This is a genomic window from Defluviitoga tunisiensis, assembly GCF_000953715.1.
In the GTDB taxonomy this organism is placed as follows: Bacteria; Thermotogota; Thermotogae; order Petrotogales; family Petrotogaceae; genus Defluviitoga; species Defluviitoga tunisiensis.
The window spans coordinates 2008806-2027820 of sequence record NZ_LN824141.1 but is presented as its reverse complement, the minus strand read 5'-3'; the positions used below and the strand labels follow the sequence as shown (position 1 = coordinate 2027820).

Annotated in this window: 21 protein-coding genes; 16 read left to right on the top strand and 5 right to left on the bottom strand. The window is 30.6% G+C overall.

Translation table 11 applies throughout. The features are described from left to right. Window positions 1-49 precede the first annotated feature (49 nt). From DTL3_RS09235 to DTL3_RS09200, 8 genes are all read left to right on the top strand, one after another. Entirely contained in the window at window positions 50-1027 is a 978-nt protein-coding gene (locus DTL3_RS09235) for an aspartate-semialdehyde dehydrogenase (RefSeq protein WP_045088463.1), read from the top strand. Window positions 1028-1049: 22 nt separating this feature from the next. Next, window positions 1050-2309, top strand: a complete 1260-nt coding sequence (locus DTL3_RS09230; protein WP_045088462.1) for a diaminopimelate decarboxylase — start codon at window positions 1050-1052, stop codon at window positions 2307-2309. A 17-nt stretch (window positions 2310-2326) separates the two neighbouring features. Beyond that, the gene (dapA, locus tag DTL3_RS09225; protein WP_045088461.1) at window positions 2327-3205 is read left to right on the top strand and encodes a 4-hydroxy-tetrahydrodipicolinate synthase; all 879 of its coding nucleotides are present in this window, start codon (window positions 2327-2329) and stop codon (window positions 3203-3205) included. Next, window positions 3202-3849 carry a 4-hydroxy-tetrahydrodipicolinate reductase gene (locus DTL3_RS09220; RefSeq protein WP_045088460.1) on the top strand — a complete coding sequence of 216 codons (648 nt, stop codon included), beginning with the start codon at window positions 3202-3204 and terminating at the stop codon, window positions 3847-3849. Before dapA ends, DTL3_RS09220 begins: the two co-directional genes overlap by 4 nt. A 17-nt stretch (window positions 3850-3866) precedes the next feature. Then, the gene (gene dapD, locus DTL3_RS09215; protein ID WP_045088459.1) at window positions 3867-4571 is read left to right on the top strand and encodes a 2,3,4,5-tetrahydropyridine-2,6-dicarboxylate N-acetyltransferase; all 705 of its coding nucleotides are present in this window, start codon (window positions 3867-3869) and stop codon (window positions 4569-4571) included. 61 nt (window positions 4572-4632) lie between these two features. Continuing rightward, complete coding sequence (locus DTL3_RS09210) at window positions 4633-5832, top strand: aspartate kinase (RefSeq protein ID WP_045088458.1); 1200 nt, start codon at window positions 4633-4635, stop codon at window positions 5830-5832. Next, entirely contained in the window at window positions 5829-6968 is a 1140-nt protein-coding gene (locus DTL3_RS09205) for an aspartate aminotransferase family protein (RefSeq protein ID WP_045088457.1), read from the top strand. The genes DTL3_RS09210 and DTL3_RS09205 overlap by 4 nt, the downstream gene beginning before the upstream one ends. Continuing rightward, a complete protein-coding gene (locus tag DTL3_RS09200; protein WP_052670482.1) occupies window positions 6965-8080 on the top strand; it encodes an amidohydrolase in 1116 nt (371 codons plus the stop codon). The genes DTL3_RS09205 and DTL3_RS09200 overlap by 4 nt, the downstream gene beginning before the upstream one ends. Window positions 8081-8084: 4 nt before the next feature. Here the strand turns inward: DTL3_RS09200 and ispD are convergent, their stop codons facing one another. Continuing rightward, entirely contained in the window at window positions 8085-8768 is a 684-nt protein-coding gene (gene ispD, locus DTL3_RS09195; RefSeq protein WP_045088456.1) for a 2-C-methyl-D-erythritol 4-phosphate cytidylyltransferase, read from the bottom strand. Between the two features lie 183 nt (window positions 8769-8951). On the opposite strand from ispD, the gene DTL3_RS09190 reads away from it, so the two are divergent. The 4 genes from DTL3_RS09190 (at window position 8952) to DTL3_RS09175 (ending at window position 12472) form a co-directional block, all read left to right on the top strand. Beyond that, on the top strand, window positions 8952-9899 hold the full coding sequence (locus DTL3_RS09190; protein WP_045088455.1) for an ROK family protein: 948 nt from the start codon (window positions 8952-8954) through the stop codon (window positions 9897-9899). A 498-nt stretch (window positions 9900-10397) separates the two neighbouring features. Next, window positions 10398-10676 carry a hypothetical protein gene (locus DTL3_RS09185; RefSeq protein ID WP_045088454.1) on the top strand — a complete coding sequence of 93 codons (279 nt, stop codon included), beginning with the start codon at window positions 10398-10400 and terminating at the stop codon, window positions 10674-10676. A gap of 32 nt (window positions 10677-10708) precedes the next feature. Next, entirely contained in the window at window positions 10709-11542 is an 834-nt protein-coding gene (locus tag DTL3_RS09180; RefSeq protein WP_045088453.1) for a PHP domain-containing protein, read from the top strand. A 93-nt stretch (window positions 11543-11635) separates the two neighbouring features. Continuing rightward, window positions 11636-12472, top strand: a complete 837-nt coding sequence (locus DTL3_RS09175; RefSeq protein WP_045088452.1) for a DUF368 domain-containing protein — start codon at window positions 11636-11638, stop codon at window positions 12470-12472. Between the two features lie 6 nt (window positions 12473-12478). Here the strand turns inward: DTL3_RS09175 and DTL3_RS09495 are convergent, their stop codons facing one another. Beyond that, on the bottom strand, window positions 12479-12931 hold the full coding sequence (locus DTL3_RS09495; RefSeq protein WP_269446395.1) for a 2'-5' RNA ligase family protein: 453 nt from the start codon (window positions 12929-12931) through the stop codon (window positions 12479-12481). A 271-nt stretch (window positions 12932-13202) separates the two neighbouring features. Between DTL3_RS09495 and DTL3_RS09165 the strand changes: the two genes are divergently transcribed. Continuing rightward, window positions 13203-13457 (top strand): hypothetical protein, encoded by a 255-nt coding sequence (locus tag DTL3_RS09165; protein ID WP_045088450.1) that lies wholly within the window; start codon window positions 13203-13205, stop codon window positions 13455-13457. Here DTL3_RS09165 and DTL3_RS09160 read toward each other — a convergent pair. Further along, window positions 13454-14008, bottom strand: a complete 555-nt coding sequence (locus tag DTL3_RS09160; RefSeq protein WP_045088449.1) for an HD domain-containing protein — start codon at window positions 14006-14008, stop codon at window positions 13454-13456. The two genes, DTL3_RS09165 and DTL3_RS09160, sit on opposite strands and share 4 nt — an antisense overlap. 447 nt (window positions 14009-14455) lie before the next feature. Then, window positions 14456-14800, bottom strand: coding sequence for a hypothetical protein (locus DTL3_RS09155; RefSeq protein WP_045088448.1), 345 nt, complete (start codon window positions 14798-14800; stop codon window positions 14456-14458). A gap of 453 nt (window positions 14801-15253) precedes the next feature. On the opposite strand from DTL3_RS09155, the gene DTL3_RS09150 reads away from it, so the two are divergent. From DTL3_RS09150 to rd, 3 genes are read left to right on the top strand one after another with little or no spacing between them, the layout of a single operon-like run. Beyond that, the gene (locus DTL3_RS09150) at window positions 15254-15763 is read left to right on the top strand and encodes a rubrerythrin family protein (RefSeq protein ID WP_171820613.1); all 510 of its coding nucleotides are present in this window, start codon (window positions 15254-15256) and stop codon (window positions 15761-15763) included. Between the two features lie 16 nt (window positions 15764-15779). Beyond that, on the top strand, window positions 15780-16133 hold the full coding sequence (locus DTL3_RS09145) for a class II SORL domain-containing protein (protein ID WP_045088446.1): 354 nt from the start codon (window positions 15780-15782) through the stop codon (window positions 16131-16133). A gap of 34 nt (window positions 16134-16167) precedes the next feature. Beyond that, window positions 16168-16332: a rubredoxin gene (gene rd, locus DTL3_RS09365; protein ID WP_062198239.1), complete on the top strand. Its 165-nt coding sequence runs from the start codon at window positions 16168-16170 to the stop codon at window positions 16330-16332. 20 nt (window positions 16333-16352) lie between these two features. Here rd and DTL3_RS09140 read toward each other — a convergent pair whose 3' ends face one another. Beyond that, window positions 16353-18818, bottom strand: a complete 2466-nt coding sequence (locus DTL3_RS09140; RefSeq protein ID WP_045088445.1) for an ATP-dependent Clp protease ATP-binding subunit — start codon at window positions 18816-18818, stop codon at window positions 16353-16355. Window positions 18819-19015 lie beyond the last annotated feature (197 nt).

The window sequence follows — 19015 nt, the reverse complement described above, 5'->3', positions numbered from 1 at the left end:
CTCTCCATGTTGAGAGGTTTTATATTTTGATTTTATGGAGGTGAATACCTTGAAAGTGGCAGTGGTAGGAGCAACAGGAGAAGTTGGGCGGATGTTTTTGAGACTTTTCGAAGAGTATAACTTGATCAACGAAATTCAGGAACTAAGATTATTTGCTTCAGAAAGGTCAAAAGGACAGAAAATAAAAGTTGGTTCTAAGCATTATATTGTAGAAAAATTAGAAGAAGAAAAAATGAAAGAAAAATATGATTATATATTATTTTCTGCTGGCGGTAGTGTTTCTGAAAAATTTGCTTCAATTGCTGAGAAAGCAGGTAATGTTGTGATAGATAATTCTTCATTTTTTAGGATGAAAGAAAATATTCCACTTGTAGTTCCAGAAATAAATGGAGATATTCTAAAGGGATATAAAGGGATCATAGCAAATCCAAATTGTTCTACGATACAAATGGTACTAGCATTAAATAATATTTATAGATCATTAATAATAAAAGAAATAGTTGTTTCTACCTATCAAGCTGTATCTGGTGCTGGTAATAAAGGTTTGATGGAATTGATAAATCAGCAACAAGGAAATACGGAGATTAAACATTTCCCAAAAATGATTAATAACAATGTTATACCTATTATTGGGGATATACTAGAAAGCGGATTTACTAAAGAAGAGGAAAAGATGATAGAAGAAACAAAAAAAATATTTGACGATAAGAAAATAAAAATTTATCCTACAACGGTAAGGGTTCCAGTATTGTATGGACACTCAGAATCGATATTTTTTAGAACGGAAAAAGATGCTTCAGTTAACGAGTTGATAGAATTAATAGAAAAAACTCCTAATGTAAAATATAGTGAGGAATATATTAGTCCTATAGAAGTAGCTGGAACAGATTATACCTACGTATCAAGGCTTAGGAAACCTGAAGAAAAAACTTTTTTGATGTGGGTGATTGCTGACAATATAAGGGTTGGAGCTGCAACAAATGCTATAAGGATTTTGTTGAAACACAAAGAATTAAACTCTATATAAAATACATTTTTAGGTGGTGTACGTGTTGAAGAAAATAATTCCGTTTAGCGAACAAAAAATTAAAGAATTCGCAAATAATACAAAAACACCTTTTTATCTATATTATGAAAATGGGATAAGGGAGAGAATTAAAACATTACAAGATGCCTTTTCATGGGCTGAATTCAAAGAATTTTTTGCCATCAAAGCTACTCCAAATCCTCGTATTTTAAGTATAGTCAAAGAAGAAGGATGTGGAGTAGATTGTAGTTCAATGGCAGAGCTGATTTTAGCTGAAAAGGCGGGGTTTAAGGGAGATGAAATATTATTTACATCTAACGATACACCCTTGGAAGAATATGAAAAAGCTTTATCTTTAGGCGCAACATTGAATCTTGATGATATTGGACATATTGATATTCTAAAAGAGCATTTACATATACCTGAATTAGTTTCTATTAGATACAATCCTGGTGGAGATTTTGGAAATTATATTATAGGGAATTTAAAAGAATCTAAATTTGGTGTTCCAAAAAAGGATCTAATAAGAGGTTTTGAGGTTCTTCAAAAATATGGAGCAAAAAAATTTGGGCTCCATATAATGGCTGTTTCAAATGAACTAAATCCTCATAATCATATTAAAGTTGCTGAAATAATGTTTAATTTGGTGTTAGAAATTCATACAAATTTAGGTATTAACTTTGATTTTGTGGATTTAGGCGGCGGCTTTGGGATACCATATAAACCTGATGAAAAAGAATTAGATATCTACTATGTATCTAGTGAAATAAAAAAATTATATGAAAAAATTATTTTAAAAAACGGGATAAATCCTCCAAAAATATATATGGAACACGGAAGATATATAACTGGTCCAAATGGTTATTTGGTTACACGTGTATTGCATATTAAGAATTCCTATAAAAAATATGCAGGAATAGATGCAAACTCTGCAAACTTATTGAGACCTGCTATGTATAGGGCATATCATCATATTACTGTCTTAAACAAGCCTTTAAATATAACGGAAGCAGAACTGTATGATGTAGTTGGTTCATTATGTGAAAATAATGATAAGTTAGCGGAAGATCGACTTTTACCGAAATTAGAAGTTGGAGATATATTAATTTTTCATGACGTAGGTGCGCATGGTCATGCAATGGGATTTAATTATAATGGTAAATTGAGATCTGCTGAGTATTTATTTACAAATGATCAATCATATGAATTAATTAGAAGAGCTGAAACATTAGATGATTATTTTGCTACATTATCATGTGAAAAGAAAGATAATTTAAATTAAATAAGGAGTGATTTTTAATGTTTAAAGGTGTTGGAACAGCTATGATAACTCCTTTTGATGAAAATGAGGAAGTTGATTACGAATCTTTGAAAAAATTTGTTAAATTTCAATTAACCAATAATATTGACAGTTTAATTGTTTTAGGTACGACTGGAGAAGCTCCAGCTATTGAGGATGATGAAAGAGAGAAAATAGTTGATATTGTGTTAGAAATTGTTGATGGAAAGATTCCTGTAATAATTGGAACAGGAACTAATAATGTAAAGCATGTATTAAAATACAATAAAATGGCAGAAAAAGCTGGTGCTGATGGTGTTCTGATTGTAACTCCCTATTACAATAAAAGCACTCAAAAAGGACTTGTAGAGTATTATAAATACATAGCTGAAAGAACTTCTTTACCTATAATAATATATAATGTTCCATCTAGAACAGGAATAAATGTAAATCCAGAAACTGCAATAGAAATTCATCATATTGCTAATAATGTAATTGGAATAAAAGAAGCCAGCAGCAATATTTCTCAAATCGTTGAATTATTTTCAATAAAGCCAGACACTTTTAGTGTATTCTCGGGGAATGATGATCAAGTGTTACCTATTATGGCTTTGGGAGGAGACGGAGTTATTTCTGTTACGTCAAATGTTGCACCAAAAGCTATAGTAGAGTTGACACATTTGCTTTTGGTGAATGATTTGCCCAACGCAAGAAGAATTAATAACAATTATACATTCTTTAACAAACTTTTATTCAGAGAGGTCAACCCTATACCAATTAAATATGCTGTTTCTCTTTTAGGGTTATGTAAAAATATACTTAGATTACCCTTAGTTTCTGGAACTTTAGAAACTCAAACTCTTGTAAAAAAAGAGATGGAGAGGTTGGGATTGATATGAAGTTTGGGATAGTTGGTTATAAAGGTAGAATGGGAAATGAAGTCAAATTGTTATTTGAGGAAAAAGGGCACGAATTTGTTTGGGGATATGATAAAGATGGAGAGTATTTTTCACAGACCCCTGAATTAATCATTGATTTTTCTCTTCCAGAGGTATTAGAAAAAACAATTGAGTTTGTTAAAAATTTTAAAGTTCCTTTAATTATCGGAACAACAGGATTGAGTGAAGAGCAATTGCAAAGTCTTAAACTATTATCACAAGAGATTCCAATTGTTCAAAGCTATAACTTTTCAATAGGAATACAATTATTTTTAAAAGTTGTAGATCTTTTGAAAGAATATATTGACGGATGGGACATAGAAATAGTAGAAGCTCATCATCGATTCAAAAAAGATAAACCCTCCGGGACAGCTAAAATGATAAAAGAATGCCTTGAAAAAGAAGTTCCAATAAGTTCGTTAAGATTAGGAAATGTACCAGGTGATCATATATTGTATTTAGCAAATTTAGGAGAAGTATTGACCATTTCTCATAGAGCATTATCTAGAAGGGCGTTTGCTGACGGTGTTTATAAATCGGCTAATTTTATTTTAAATAAAGAAAATGGTTTTTACATTTTTGAAGATGTGATGTTTGAAAATTAAGAAAGGAGTAAAATTAAATGAATAGTCAGGAAATAATTAATTATATAGCTAATTCAAAAAAGATGACACCTATAAAGGTATATCTTAGTGGAAAATTAAACTTTATAGATTTTTCAAACTTAGATTTTTTTGGTAACGACAAATTTGGCATTTTGTTTTGTGATGAGAAAGAGTTCAAAAAATTGTATGGAGAAAATAAAGATTATATTGAGAAATATAAGATTGAAATGGATAGAAAAAATTCTGCAATTCCCTTAGCCGACCTTTCAAAATATAATGCGAGAATAGAACCAGGAGCAGTCATTAGAGATATGGTAGAAATAGGTTCAGGATGTGTTATCATGATGGGAGCAATAATAAATATAGGGGCTCAGATAGGTGAAAATACAATGATTGATATGAATGCAGTCATTGGAGGAAGAGCAGAAATAGGTAGAAATTGTCATATAGGAGCTGGGGCAATAGTTGCTGGTGTGATAGAACCTCCTAGTGCCCAACCTGTTGTCATCGAAGATAACGTAATGATAGGTGCTAATGCGGTTATCCTTGAAGGAATTAGAATTGGTAAAGGTTCAATTGTTGCTGCCGGTTCTGTGGTATTATCAGATGTCGAGCCTTTTTCAGTAGTTGCCGGCGTTCCAGCTAAATTTGTTAAACATGTTGATGAGAAAACAAAATCTAAAACTCAATTAATTGATGAGTTAAGAAAATTAGAAAATTAAAAGTTAGTATTTTAAGAATTTTTTGTTTTACTTAATTAAACCAACCGGGGTGAAATAAAAAATGAATATTGTTGTTCAAAAGTATGGTGGGAGCTCAGTTTCAGATGCCGAACGTATGAAAAATGTTGCAAAAAAAATTCAATCAAAAGTTTTAAAAGGTTTTAAGGTGCTGGCTGTAGTTTCGGCGATGGGAGACACGACAAATCGCTTAATTAAATTAGCTAACGAAATTGTCCAAAGGCCAGAACCTAGAGAACTAGACATGTTATTAACAACAGGAGAACAGATAAGCGCCTCATTATTAGCTATGGTTTTAAATGAGATGGGGATTAATGCTAGATCTGTAAATGCTTTTCAATTAAAAATAATAACAACGTCTGATTTTACAGAAGCACAGATAAAAAATGTTAATAGAGAATATATTTATCAGAGTTTAGAAAAATATGATGTGCTTGTTGTTACAGGTTTTCAAGGGATCACAGAAGAAGGAGACTTAACAACTTTAGGAAGAGGTGGATCAGACACATCTGCAGTTGCTTTAGCAGCGTATTTAAAAGCGCCTTGCGAAATTTATAGCAATTTTCCAGGCATTTATACAGTTGATCCTAAACTGTATCCTCAAGCGAAGAAGTTAAAGTATGTAACGCATGATGAAATGTTGGAAATGGCTGCATTAGGTGCAAAAGTCTTACATCCAAGATCTGTTGAAATTGCAAAAAAATATAATGTTACAATTTATTGTGCATCATCTTTTAGTGATGAGGAGGGAAGTTACGTCGTGAGTGCTTATGAAAATTATTTAGAGGAACCTACTGTTACTGGATTAAGTGCAGATGACAATCAAATTCAAGTTACTATTTTAAATCTTCCAACAGATTTTTTATTAGTCAATAAGGTTTTTGAAGTTGCTGCTGAGAATAATCTTAATATTGATATGATTTCTATGATAAATGATCATGACAAAGTTAACGTGTCGTTTAGTATCGTTGAAAGTGGTTTGGAAAATGTAGATAAAGTATTTAATGGTTTTTTAAAAAATGTTGATGGAACAAAGATAAATTATAAGAATGGCCTTGTTAAAATATCTATTGTTGGAGTTGGAATGAGAAAAGCAAGGGGAGTTGCTTCCAGATTTTTTAAGGCTATGGAAAATATTCCTATAACCTTAGTAACAACATCTGAAATTAAAATTTCATGCTTAGTTCCAACCGAATATAAAAATAGGGCAGTTAATATATTGGCAAAGGAGTTTAATTTATGACTTTTTTAAAAATGTATGATACATTTCCTATTGAAATAGAGAGGGCAAAGGGAGTTTATATTTTTGATAAGAAAGGTCAGAAGTATTTAGATACATTTGCTGGAATTGGAGTTATGAGTTTGGGGCACTCCAATCCAGGTTTGTTAGAAACCATTAAATCAAAATTGGAAAGATATATGCATGTTTCTAATTTTTTTTTAGATGAGGATACTTTGATAGTTTCGCAACAGTTAGTGAAATTTACGGAAAAAAATGGTAGTGTGTATTTTACAAATTCTGGTACTGAAGCGACAGAAGCTGCATTAAAAGCAATCAAAAAACGGGCTACTCCAAAAAGAAATAAAATCATATATTTTGAAAATGCATTTCATGGAAGGACACTAGGCTCTTTATCTATAAACGGCTTTAAAAATTTACGAGAACCTTTTGAACCTTTAATACCAAATACTGTTGAGTTAAAATTTAATGATATAGATGATTTAAGTAATTTTTTTGATTCTTTTGGTGAAGAAACTTTGGCAGTTTTTGTTGAGCCTATACTTGGATCTGGTGGAGTTATTCCAATTAAGTTAGAGTTTGCAAGGGCTATTGAGCGATATAAAGAAAGGTACAATTTCATCTTAGTATGTGATGAAATACAGTCAGGGCTGGGCAGAACCGGAAAGATATTTGCTTACCAGCATTATAGTTTATCTCCTGACATTATAACTGTCGCAAAATCTTTAGGGGGAGGTCTACCTTTAGGAGCAACTATTTTTTTAGAAAATATATCTCAAGCCTTTGAAAAGGGCGAACATGGATCAACATTTTCACCCAATCCCGTTGCAACAGCTGGTGCGAGATACATATTAGAAAAGCTTCCAAGTTTATTGGAAGATGTAGCAAAAAAAGGAGAATACATCATTAAGGGTCTAAAAAATAAAAAAATTTCAAGAATAAAGGAAATAAGAGGAAAAGGGTTGATGTTAGGTATTGAATTAAAAGAATCTATGCCTAATATAATAAACGAAGCATTGGATTTGGGTTTGTTACTGAATGTTGTCAAAGGGAAAGTAATAAGGCTTCTGCCAGCGTTGAACATTGAATATGAGGAAATTGATGAGATGATTGATAAATTGGAGGTACTTTTAAAGTGATTCCTACTCCTTATGAATTAAGGCACGCCCTTCATAGCTATCCTGAATTAGCCTTTGAAGAAATTAAAACAACTCAACTATTAGAATCAAGCATAGATGAAATTGCTCGATTTTATCAAGTTGATTTAAAAATTTATAAACCATTATCCACCGGATTAGTCGTTGAATATAGTTATGGAGAGAATAATGATGAATATATACTTTTTCGTGCAGATATAGATGCATTGAACATAAAAGAACAAACAGATATTAAATTTAAGTCAAAAAACGAATATATGCATGCTTGTGGTCATGATGTTCATACATCCATACTGTATGGATTGCTTTTAGATGTTGTAAAAAACCGGATAAAAAAGAATATAATTTTCCTGTTCCAGCCAGCAGAAGAGTCAAAAGGGGGAGCAGAAAAAATCATTGAAAGTAAATTTCTGGATAGGTATAATATTAAAAAAGCATTTGCTTTACATGTGACTGATGAATATCCTTTTGGTACAGTTGCTACAACACGTGGTGTTATGTTTGCTTCGTCTATGGAAATAATTGTTACTTTTGAAGGTGAGGCATCTCATCTTGCTTTTCCTCAATATTCAAAAAACGCCCTAAATGCACTTAGATTATTTTTAGATTGTTTAGATAAGATTCCAAGAGATCCAATGATTCCCTTTATTTTTGGAATTGGAAAAGTAAGTGCTGGAAGGGCAATTAATATAGTACCTGATGAAGCCAAGCTAGAAGGAAGTGTGAGAAGCGTCAGTTCAGAAATTAATTTAGAGTACTTTCAGACACTAAAAAATATATTAGAAGGAATTTTGTTGATAACTAAGGTCAGTTATAAACTGGATAGAGGTTCATTTTATGTTGAAGTAGAAAATGATAAAGAGCTATATGATAATTATGTTACAGTCCTTTCTCAAAAGTTCGATGTTGTTGACTGTGGAATGAAAATGACAGCAGAAGACTTTGGGTTTATATCAAAAAAATATCCTTCATTAATGTGTTGGTTAGGAACATCAAAAGGTAAAAAATTTGGACTTCACAGCCCAAAATTTTTACCGGACGATGATAGTATTGATTTAGGAATAAAACTTTTTAAAACTTTTTTAGAAATGTAAATTATTAATAACCTAATTTTAACAAATATTCAGCCAATAAAAAATCCTCTTTTGTGGTAAGTTTTATATTATTTTTGTCATCCTCAACAATATAGATATTAAATCCACAATAGTGATAAATAGAAGCATCATCAGTAAAAGAATCTAACATATTTTCAACTTGTGAATAAGCAAATAAAAGCTTTAAAAAGTCAAATACTTGAGGGGTATTGTGCAAATAGATTTCGTCTCTATTTAAGACAGATTTGATGTTCATATTTTGAACTTTAGACATTGTATATGTTGCTTTTTCAGCAAGGATAGCTGCCCCTTTTTCTTTAGCCATCTTGACACATTCAGAGATTTTGTTGATGTTTACAAAAGGTCGTACTGCATCATGTATAGCGACGTATGATATTTTATATTTTAATTCTCTCAAAAATTTTAGACCATTATACACACTTTGTTGTCTACTATTACCACCTATTACAACAGAAATAAATTTGTTAAGATCTTGTACTTCATGTTGGGTTTCTTCACAATAATTTTTGTGAGAAATAACAATGAATTTATCAATTTCAGGCGAATTCTGAATTTTTTCTGCAGTCAGTCTTAAAACTGATTTCCCGTTTATTTTTTGAAATTGTTTAGGAACATTATAACCAGCTCTTTTTCCTTCACCACCAGCAACAATTATAGCACAAACCATATATATCCTCCTTTAGAAACTTCTAATATAAATTATTCTAATTATCTATATTAAAGTGTTAATGTAAATTTTATTTAAAAATATCAATAAATTAGTTTTTTATACTTAATTAATTTTATCATTTTGGTATAATAAAGTGGACAGAAAAAGTTCTAGAAAAGAATAATCCAAGGAGTGATGAATTTGTTAGTAGTAGGCATTGATTTAGGAGGCACGGAAATAAAAGCAGGTTTAGTTGACTCTGAAAAAGGAATAATAAAAAAAACATCTCATCCCACCGAGGTAGAAAAGGGTAATAAGAAAGTTATAGAAAATATTACTTTAGTTGCTTTAGAATTGATGAAAGGTGTCAAAGTTCAATCTATTGGAATTGGATCACCGGGTTCTATTGATAGAGGTAAAGGAATAGTAAGGTTTTCTCCTAATTTTCCTGAATGGCATGATTTTGAATTGGGTGAAAATATTAAACAAAATACGGGTGTAGAAGTTTTCGTTGAAAACGATGCTAATGCTTTTGCTCTTGGAGAGTGGTATTTTGGAAAGGCAAAAGGGTTAACCGATTTCATAGCTTTAACGTTAGGTACTGGAATAGGTTCAGGCGTTGTATGTAACGGTTTGTTTTTAACCGGTAAAAATGGGTTGGCACCTGAATTAGGACATATGGTTGTAATTCCTAACGGACCTCAATGCGGTTGTGGAAACAGAGGCTGTGTAGAAGCTATTGCTTCTGCCAAATCGATTGCAAGGGAGGCCAGAAATTTACTTGAAAGATATCCTAATAGTTTGGTTCTAAATTTGGCGGGTAGTAAAGAAAAAATTGAATCCAAACATGTTTTTGACGCTTATAAACAGAATGATCCCCTAGCAAAAGTGGTAGTTAATTTTGCTATAGATGCATTAGCTCAAGCTATTGGAAATTATATTCATGCCTTTAATCCAGAGAAAATAATTATTGGTGGTGGAATGAGTAAAGCTGGTGATGCTTTATTTATTCCTTTAAAACAAACCGTGAATAAATTCGTGATGACCAGTTTTGCTAACACATATTCAATAGAGCAATCACTTTTGGTTGAAGATGCAGGTATATTGGGAGCAGCTTCTGCTGCTTTGTATGGTGGGAGAGTTATATAACTATAGTTTAAAAATACATTTATAATTACTATTTATTTTTTAAATTAGATCGATGTAAATAGCAAATAAATAGCTGTTATATTGCAATATTCTGCATAGAGAAAAGGTAAAAGGATGAGAGATTCAAAAAAAGAAAGCTTTATAATGTCAAAAATGGGTGAGTTGGTTTTAAGGATTTTAGAAAAAGAAGATTTTCTAAAAGTAATCGTTTGAATTTATAATGGTGGGTCTAGGGCGAAGCCCTCCTACCTCCTTTGGTAGAAGTAACTGAGAAGTTAGAAAATTAAGAATTAGTAAGGATCAGAAGTGAAGAGGCATTTTGTTAAAATAATTAAAACTTAAATATACATATAGTAAGGATTTTAGAATTTGTGAAGACAGTAGAGTTAGCTTTATAAGAAGGATATACAAACTTGTTAATACATTTTTATTTGAAAGGAGGGAATGGCACATTGATCTCCAACCTATAGAGGATGGAGTATCATGTGCTTAAAATAGATGAATAATATATATGGAGAAGAGTCTGGTAAAGGTTTTGTAAAAGAAGTGCCCTTAGAAGTTTTCGCCAAGGCAATTGAAAGTGCTATTTACAAATCACCTATTAGGGAAAATAATTTTATCTATCTAAGTGATTTGTGGATAATTACATCCTTGCCAGAAGATCTAATTAGAGAAGCAATTGCGAAACACATAGATGATATTGATTTACCGGAGGATTTAGAAGGTATATACGATGACAAAAGAAATCATATCATTTGGAAGAAATCACAAGATTAAATTTTCCAAGTCAATTTAGTGGAGGTAATAAATTGAGAATTGATTTACATGTTCATTCTACTGGTTCCGATGGAACTAATAGTCCTGAAGAATTAATCAATATGGCTGTGGATAAAAAAATACAAGTTTTTTCTATTACTGATCATGACACGCTAGATGGTATTAAAGATATTAATTTTTTAGAAAATAGATTATTGAATAATTTAATTTTTGTACCAGGGGTTGAAATAAGCGCTGAATTTCCTACTACCTTACATTTATTAGGATATGCGTTTGACATAGAAAATGAAAAATTGAATCAATCTCTCAAAACTTTACAAGAGTTTAGAGAAGAAAGAAATTTAATGATGATTCAAAAAATGCAGAAATTGGGGTTTGATATAACTGAGGAAGAATTGTTAGAGGAAGCAGGTGGGGATTTAATAGGTAGGCCACATTTTGCAAGTTTAATGGTTAAAAAGGGATATGTTAAAAATACACAAGAAGCTTTTGAAAGATATCTTAAAAGAGGGGCAAGTGTTTATATAGATAAAAAAAGATTACCATATACCGAAGCAATAGAATTAATTACTCAAGCCGGTGGTATTGTTGTTTTAGCTCATCCTTATCAAACTCAATTAGAAGAACAAGAATTAGAAAAGCTTGTAAAATTACTTAAAGATGCTGGTTTAGCCGGAATTGAAGTATTTTATCCTCACCATACAAAAAAGATGATAGAAGAGTATAAAAGATTGGCAAGAAAATATGATTTAATAATTACTGCAGGTTCTGATTTTCATGGTGAAAATAAGATGGGTATTGAGTTGGGATTAGAAGTCGTTGAACATGAAATATTACCTTTTTTGAAAATTTTAAGGAAGCATTAAGTTTTTTCATGTAAAATTCCTTTTGAAATCAATAACCCCCAATAAAATCCCCAACTTATCCCGCATTACGCGGGGTTTTTTATAGGAGGAGATATGACTAAACAACTAATTACAATAGTACATGGCATATTTATGGGTGTCGCAGACTCTATTCCTGGAGTTTCGGGAGCTACAATTGCTTTAATGCTTGGAATATATGGAAAGTTTGTTAATTCATGGTCTTACTTTTTTTCGAATTTATTTAATTTTAAAAAGTTGTTCAATAGTGATGAATTTAAATTTTTACTTTTTTTGTATATAGGAGTAGCTATAGGATTATTATCCTCCTTAGGTTTTATTGATTATCTTATGACACACTTTCCAAATGCAATTTTTTCTTTTTTTGCAGGGTTAATTATTGGAGGAATAATATTCTTATTTACAGATCTCTTAAAAAAGAAAAAAGAAATAAAGAACAACTCATCTCCTTTGATTAATGTTTTTTCTTTAATTATAGGTTTTTCAATTGCATTTTACATTTCTGGAGCACAATTTTTGATAATGGATCATAGCTTGCCGATAATTTTCTTTTCAGGAGTGTGTGCAATGTCAGCTATGGTTATGCCGGGAATGTCTGGTGCTTTTGTCCTGTTAATGATGAATCAATATTCGTATATTGTGAATGCTGTTAATGAGTTTAGATTTTCAGTTATATTGGTATTTATTTTAGGTGCTGTAGTTGGATTAGCTTTTATGAGCAAACTTTTAAAGTGGTTACTTGATAAATATTATATATATACTATGATGTGTCTTATAGGTTTGATGATCGGTGGATTAAGAGCACCTATTTTAAATGTCAATAATTGGTTTATATTTGTAATTTATGTTATTATAGGGATAGTTAGTTCATTATTGATAGAGTGGTTCGGTAGAAAGGCTACTACTAATTAATCTACATTATACAGACTTTTTTTTAGATTTTCTTGGTATTCCGTAGGTGTTTTCAATCTCAATCTCTTTTCCAATATCTCTGCGAACAACAGAGACCGATTCTAGTTTTATTTGAAGTTTTAATTTTTTCTTTGAAAGATAACTGACCACAGTTCCAACATTTTCTTTATTTATATCTTCAACAGCAAGGGTAATATGAGGAATCCAATTTGTAGTTGAATAATATTTGTTTAGTTTTGTGTTATTTACATTTACTAGATTCCATAAAAACAAATGAAATTCTAATAACTCTTTTGTGGGTTTTATAGGAAGATATAAAGTAATCTTATCTCCAGTGAATAGCCCCAAACCTTGAGTTTTTATGGTTATTGAATTTAGAGTTTTTATAGAAGTTTTAATTACTTCAGTGAAATTTTCAATATTATAATTTTCTGCAACATTCCAAGTTAAGTGAGGAATAGAAATGTTGTTTTTTACCCATTTTATTCCAAATTTTGTTTCAAGATCATCCCATATCTTATAAATTTTGTCATAATGAGGTTGAGGTAAGATACTTAATAAAGCTTGTATAAAACGTCACCTGCCTTTACATTATTCTTTTTTGCTATAGAGAAGTAGGTATATTAAAAAATGAAAACTGTAGTTACTCAGAATTGCACTTGAAGCTTTTTTAAAAAAATGAGAAATAGAATATAAATACAGCTGTTTTAGGAGGTACATTTCTTTAGACATGAAAAAAATAACCAAAGAATTAAAAAGGATAATTTATTTTTTAATATATTATTTTGCCATCTCTGCATTAATTATTACTCTGTTCTACTTTTTTGTAGAAAAATATTTTTGGATGATTCTAATTATTTGGATTTTCACCACTTTTGGTGTAGTGAGTGTTTCTTTTTTTACTTTGGTAAACCTTAGATTAGAAAAACTTAATGAACTTAATAAAGTTTCAAAAGATGATGAAAAGGATGAAAGCAGCTATTAAGACTTGCTGTTTAAGTTTAATTCATTTTCTATTGTTGCCATTCCTTTTATAGCCAATTCAAAAAAATCATCTAATGAAATACCTAGTTTCGTAATTTCATTAATCTTATCTCTTTCAACACTTCGTGCAAAAGCTTTATCTTTATATTTTTTCTTTAAAGATTTAACCGACAAGCCGCTTATATCTTTATTAGGCCTAACTAACGCTGCCGCAGTTATTAAGCCGGAAAGTTGATCAGCACTATATAAAGCTATTTCTATATCTTTCTGGAGTGTCTTTTTTTCATTATGTGCTAAAATAGCATCTTTTATGTCTTGATCTACCATATCATCAAGAATTTCAACAGTTTTTAGTGCATGAATATCCGGATTGTTTTTAGTCATTTCGTAATCTAGATCATGTAATATACCTGTTATTTCCCATTTTTCTGGTTCTTTATTTAGTTTATAAGCTAATTCTTTCATTATTGCTCCTACAGCTAAACAATGAGATATAAGAGTATCTGTTTTTATGTATTGTTTAAGAAGTATTAGAGCGTCTTCTTTATTCAACTATATCCCTCCCTATATTCAACCAAATACTCACTTTAGAAATTCCAAAATTCTTATTATATATGTTTTAGAATTGATTTTTATAAAAGGCCTCATTAGTTCTAATCCTTACTAATTCCTAATTTCTTTAACTTTTTTCGTACTTGTACCGAGGAAAGGAAGAGGGCTCTGCACTGGACCCGTTATAAATTCAAATGCATACTTTTGAAGATATTCATTTCTAAAGACCCTATTCAATCAATACCGTCTTTAGATATTTTTAAAATATGTATATTTATGTTTTAAATTTGAATTATTTACCCAAATAACTTCACAATTCCAATCTATATTAATTTTGAATTTTATTGACTTTTTTTCATACTTGTACCGATGTAGGGGTAAGGGCTTCGCCCTCAACTCGTTATAAATTCAAGACATTTTTTGAAAATTTTTTTATAAAGGACCTATTTAATCAAATTTTTTAAAAGTCAGCTTTATTAAATAATAAAAAATTGCTATAATTATAATGAAGGTAGCAAAAATTATCCAAAGCCCTATTACAACAGGAGGCGTTATTGTTAAAAAGACAATTCCACAACCAATCAAACCTAAAAGAAGCCAAAATAAAGTTTTGCAATATTTTGCGAGTTTGTTTAAATTACTATTTAGTTTTAATGTATTCTGTTCCAAATTTTCAAGTGAATTCTTACATTGTTCTAATTCTCTTTTAAAAGATTCTAATTTTTCATTAAATTGAATAGATATTTGCTCTGATTCCAAATTTTTAAGGTCTTTTTCTCCTTTATTTTGCACTAAATAAGCCTCCTCTCATCGTATAAATCAAAGCTATTTTAAATTATATCATTTTTTTCAATTATTAACATCAGTTTCTTCGCCTTTTCAATTATTTTATGATATAATTTTTAATAGTTTGTAATAATATAAATAGCTTTATTATATACTTGTAAATAGGTGGAGAAAATGTATTTATTTAAGATAGATTTACAAATAAAATTTGGTAATTAAGCTAACAATTTCTAAATCGAGTTATATTGGGCCTTTAGAAATGAATTGAATTTATAATGGGTTCAGGGCGGAGCCTTCTTTCTTTCCTCGGTACAAGTACCAAAAAAGTTAAAGAAATTAAGAATTAGTGAGTATTAAAACTAATGAGGTATTTTGTAAAAAATCAATTCTAAAACATATATAATAAGAATTTTGAAATTTCTGACATTATCAAGTTATATTAAAGGAGGATGATTAATTATGGTTAAAAGAGAGATGACGAGACAATTCTTAGAAGATGCTTTTTGTGGTGAATCCAAAGCACATATGAAGTATCTTATTTTTGCAGATGATGCAGAAGAAAAAGGGTTAAAAAATTTAGCTCGGATGTGGAGAGCTATCGCTTATGCAGAGTATGTTCATGCAAGGAATCACTTTAAAGCATTGGGACATTTGGGTTCTATACAAGATAATTTGCAACAATCTATTGAAGGAGAAAATTTTGAAGTTCAGGAAATGTATCCAGTGTACAACAACGCAGCAAAATTTCAAAATGAAAATGAAGCTGTTAGAACTACACATTTTGCTCTTGAAGCAGAAAAAATTCATGAAGAATGGTATAAACAAGCTAAAGAAGCAACTAAAGAAGAAAAAGATATTGAAAAAGGGAAAATTTATATTTGTGATGTTTGTGGATATACTGTAGAAGGAGAAGCTCCCGATAGATGCCCAATTTGTGGGGCCCCAAAAAGCAAATTTTCAGAATTTTAAAAAAGGGGGGTTCAGTATGTTAGGAGAAGTTATTAAAATACAAGATTTTAAAAATGAAAAACATGTTCCTACAATAGATTGTATAGAAAAAGTGAAAGCCAATGAAGAGTTTGAAGTTGAAATTCAAGTAGGTAAAGAAATAAAGCATCCAAATACTGTTGAACATCACATTGTATGGTTAGATTTATTCGTTCATTATGATAATGATCCTAATACTGTTCATATTGGTAGGTATATATTTGGCCCAACCTTGGCTGAACCACATGTTAAAACTAAAATTAAATTACCCAAAACAGGTACTTTAATAGCCCTTTCTTATTGTAATATTCATGGGTTGTGGGAGAATACAAAAAGGGTTGAAGTGTTTTAGAGGTACATAATCAAAATTAAAAGGGGAGAAAATTATGGAGAAATATAGATGCACAATCTGTGGTTATATATATGATCCATCCTATGGAGATCCTGATTTTGGAATAAAGCCAGGTATACTTTTTGAAGATTTGCCCGACGATTGGACATGTCCTATTTGTGGGGCGCCAAAAGAAGATTTTGAACCTTATGAAGATTAGATATTAAAAAAACGGGACTTTTAGTCCCGTTTTTTAAGTATTTCTCCTGCAGCTTTTCTTATCTCTAATGTTTCTCCATCTTTTGAGTCTACAATTACTAAATCTCCTTCAGATATTTCATCTTCAATAATCATATTTGCAAGAGGAGATTCGATTTTTCTTTCGATAACTCTTCTTAAAGGTCTTGCACCATAAATAGGGTCAAATCCTTCTTTTGCTAACACATCTTTTGCAGATTCGGTTATTTGAATGCGTATTTTCTTCTCTTTTAACCTTTCTTCTAATCTATTAATCATTATATTGACTATATCTTTTATATGTTCCATACTTAATGGCTTGAATACAATGATATCATCTAATCTGTTTATGAATTCGGATCTAAAGACGGTTTTTACTTGAGACATAACTTCTTGTTTAATTGTTTCATAACTTTCCTCTAAATTCTCGTCTTCTATGAATCCAACACTCTTTTTTGTTTTGCTTATTTTGTCAGAGCCAATATTGGAAGTCATGATTATAATGGTATTACTAAAGTTTATAGTTCTTCCCTGTGAGTCAGTTAATCTTCCATCATCTAATATTTGTAAAAGAATGTTGTATACGTCAGGATGAGCTTTTTCAATTTCATCCAATAGTATTACAGAAAAAGGTCTTCTTCTAACTGCTTCAGTTAATTGCCCGCCTTCCTCATATCCTACATATCCAGGTGCTGCACCTATTAATCTTGAAACATTGAATTTTTCCATATATTCACTCATATCAAATCTAATTAATGCATCTTCAGTTCCAAACAAGATTTCTGCTAAAGACTTTGCAAGTTCCGTTTTTCCAACTCCGGTAGGACCAAGAAATAGAAAAGAACCTATAGGCCTTCTCGGATCTTTTAGTCCAGCCCTTGCCTTTTTTATGTGTTGTGCAACAATCTTAACAGCTTCTTCTTGATCAACAAGCCTTTTGTGTATTTCGTTTTCAAGATTAGCAAGTTTTCTTTTTTCGTCCTCCACCATTCTTGTTACTGGGATTCCCGTCCATTCTTGAACTATAGCTGAAATAGTATCTTCGTCAACTATATTGTCCATTTCTCCTTTTAGATTTTTCTCTATTTTTTTAAGATTTTCTAATTCTTTTTGTACGTCAAAATATTCTGCTTTTTTCTTTGACGCTTCTTCATACTTTTCTTCTAGAGTTAGCTGATTAATTTCGTCTTCTAATCTAGACATTTTCCTTTCTAATTCTAAAATTTTTTCAGGTTTTCCTGAGCTTCTTAATTTCACTCTTGCACATGCTTCATCAATCAAGTCAATAGCCTTATCAGGCAGATATCTATCTGTTATGTATCTATTTGAAAGTTTAGCCGCAGCAACCAATGCTTCATCCAGTATTTTAACCCCGTGATGCTTTTCATATGACTCTTTTATACCTTTAAGTATTTCGATGGTATCTTCAACAGATGGTTCTTGTACATATACAGGTTGGAATCTTCTGGCTAATGCTTTGTCTTTTTCAATGTATTTTCTATATTCATCGTAAGTTGTTGCCCCAATAACTTTAATTTCACCTCTTGCTAGTGAGGGTTTTAGGATATTTGCTGCATCCATAGCTGTTCCTTCAGCAACGCCGGCACCAATAATATTGTGCAATTCATCAATAAATAAGATAATTTGATCACTGTTTTTTTTCACACTATCAATTACAGCTTTTAACCTTTCCTCGAATTCTCCCCTAAATTTGGTTCCTGCTAATAATGCGGCCATATCTAATTGAAGTATTACTTTGTTTTTTAAGTAATCAGGTGCATTTTCATTCACTATTAATTGAGCTAAACCTTCAACAACAGCTGTTTTTCCTACTCCAGCATCTCCAACTAAAACAGGATTGTTTTTGGATTTTCTTGATAGAATTTCAATCACTCTTCTTATTTCTTTTTCTCTACCTATTACTGGGGTTAGCTTGCCCTTTTTTGCTTCTTTGGTTAAATCAATTGTATATTTTTTTAAAGGATCTCCTATACCTTCTCCCAATTCTTCATCCCCCATTTCTACAAGTTCATTGAGTAATTCTCTTATTTTACCCTCATTTGTAAACGAGGCTAATAACTTAGATGCATATGAAGATCCTTCAAGTAATATTCCAAGTAATAAAGCTAATAAAGGGATTTTATTAAGACCTAGTTTACTAGCCTCTGTTTTTGCTATTTGAAAAGCAGTTCCTAAATTATTTGATATATATATTCCTTGTTGCCCCGCAAAAGGAAAAGAATAATATATTCCCATTTCTCTAGAAATAGCTTCTTCTAATCGTTGTTTTAAGAGATTAACATCTTTTCCTTCAAATGCTTGTAATACGCTTTCATCATTCATATTTAAAATTGCTAACAATAGGTGTTCTGGTTTTAAAATATTTCCACCACTATAAGCTAGTGTATTTTGTGCTTCTTGAATGGCTTTTAAAGATTTTTCTGTAAAATCGTTAGGGTTAAATCTCATTATTGTTCACCTCCATGTTAATATAAAATTAATGTTTTGGTTTATCACTCGAAACCTTCAACTGCTAATTCATTTTAATTATAATATTTTTATTTTATTTTGTCAAGTTAATCTTGAATTTTCATACTATACTAGTGATAGTTTTCCTATACTAGTTATAGTTTTCTGGCAGATAAAGTGGTATAATTTATTATAGA

Coding starts and splice junctions, on each gene's coding strand:
- dapA (WP_045088461.1), top strand. CDS start 2,327: ATGTTTAAAGGTGTTGGAACAGCTATGATAACTCCTTTTGATGAAAAT.
- DTL3_RS09220 (WP_045088460.1), top strand. CDS start 3,202: ATGAAGTTTGGGATAGTTGGTTATAAAGGTAGAATGGGAAATGAAGTC.
- dapD (WP_045088459.1), top strand. CDS start 3,867: ATGAATAGTCAGGAAATAATTAATTATATAGCTAATTCAAAAAAGATG.
- DTL3_RS09210 (WP_045088458.1), top strand. CDS start 4,633: ATGAATATTGTTGTTCAAAAGTATGGTGGGAGCTCAGTTTCAGATGCC.
- DTL3_RS09205 (WP_045088457.1), top strand. CDS start 5,829: ATGACTTTTTTAAAAATGTATGATACATTTCCTATTGAAATAGAGAGG.
- ispD (WP_045088456.1), bottom strand. CDS start 8,768: ATGGTTTGTGCTATAATTGTTGCTGGTGGTGAAGGAAAAAGAGCTGGT.
- DTL3_RS09185 (WP_045088454.1), top strand. CDS start 10,398: ATGAATAATATATATGGAGAAGAGTCTGGTAAAGGTTTTGTAAAAGAA.
- DTL3_RS09175 (WP_045088452.1), top strand. CDS start 11,636: ATGACTAAACAACTAATTACAATAGTACATGGCATATTTATGGGTGTC.
- DTL3_RS09165 (WP_045088450.1), top strand. CDS start 13,203: ATGAAAAAAATAACCAAAGAATTAAAAAGGATAATTTATTTTTTAATA.
- DTL3_RS09150 (WP_171820613.1), top strand. CDS start 15,254: ATGGTTAAAAGAGAGATGACGAGACAATTCTTAGAAGATGCTTTTTGT.
- DTL3_RS09145 (WP_045088446.1), top strand. CDS start 15,780: ATGTTAGGAGAAGTTATTAAAATACAAGATTTTAAAAATGAAAAACAT.
- rd (WP_062198239.1), top strand. CDS start 16,168: ATGGAGAAATATAGATGCACAATCTGTGGTTATATATATGATCCATCC.
- DTL3_RS09140 (WP_045088445.1), bottom strand. CDS start 18,818: ATGAGATTTAACCCTAACGATTTTACAGAAAAATCTTTAAAAGCCATT.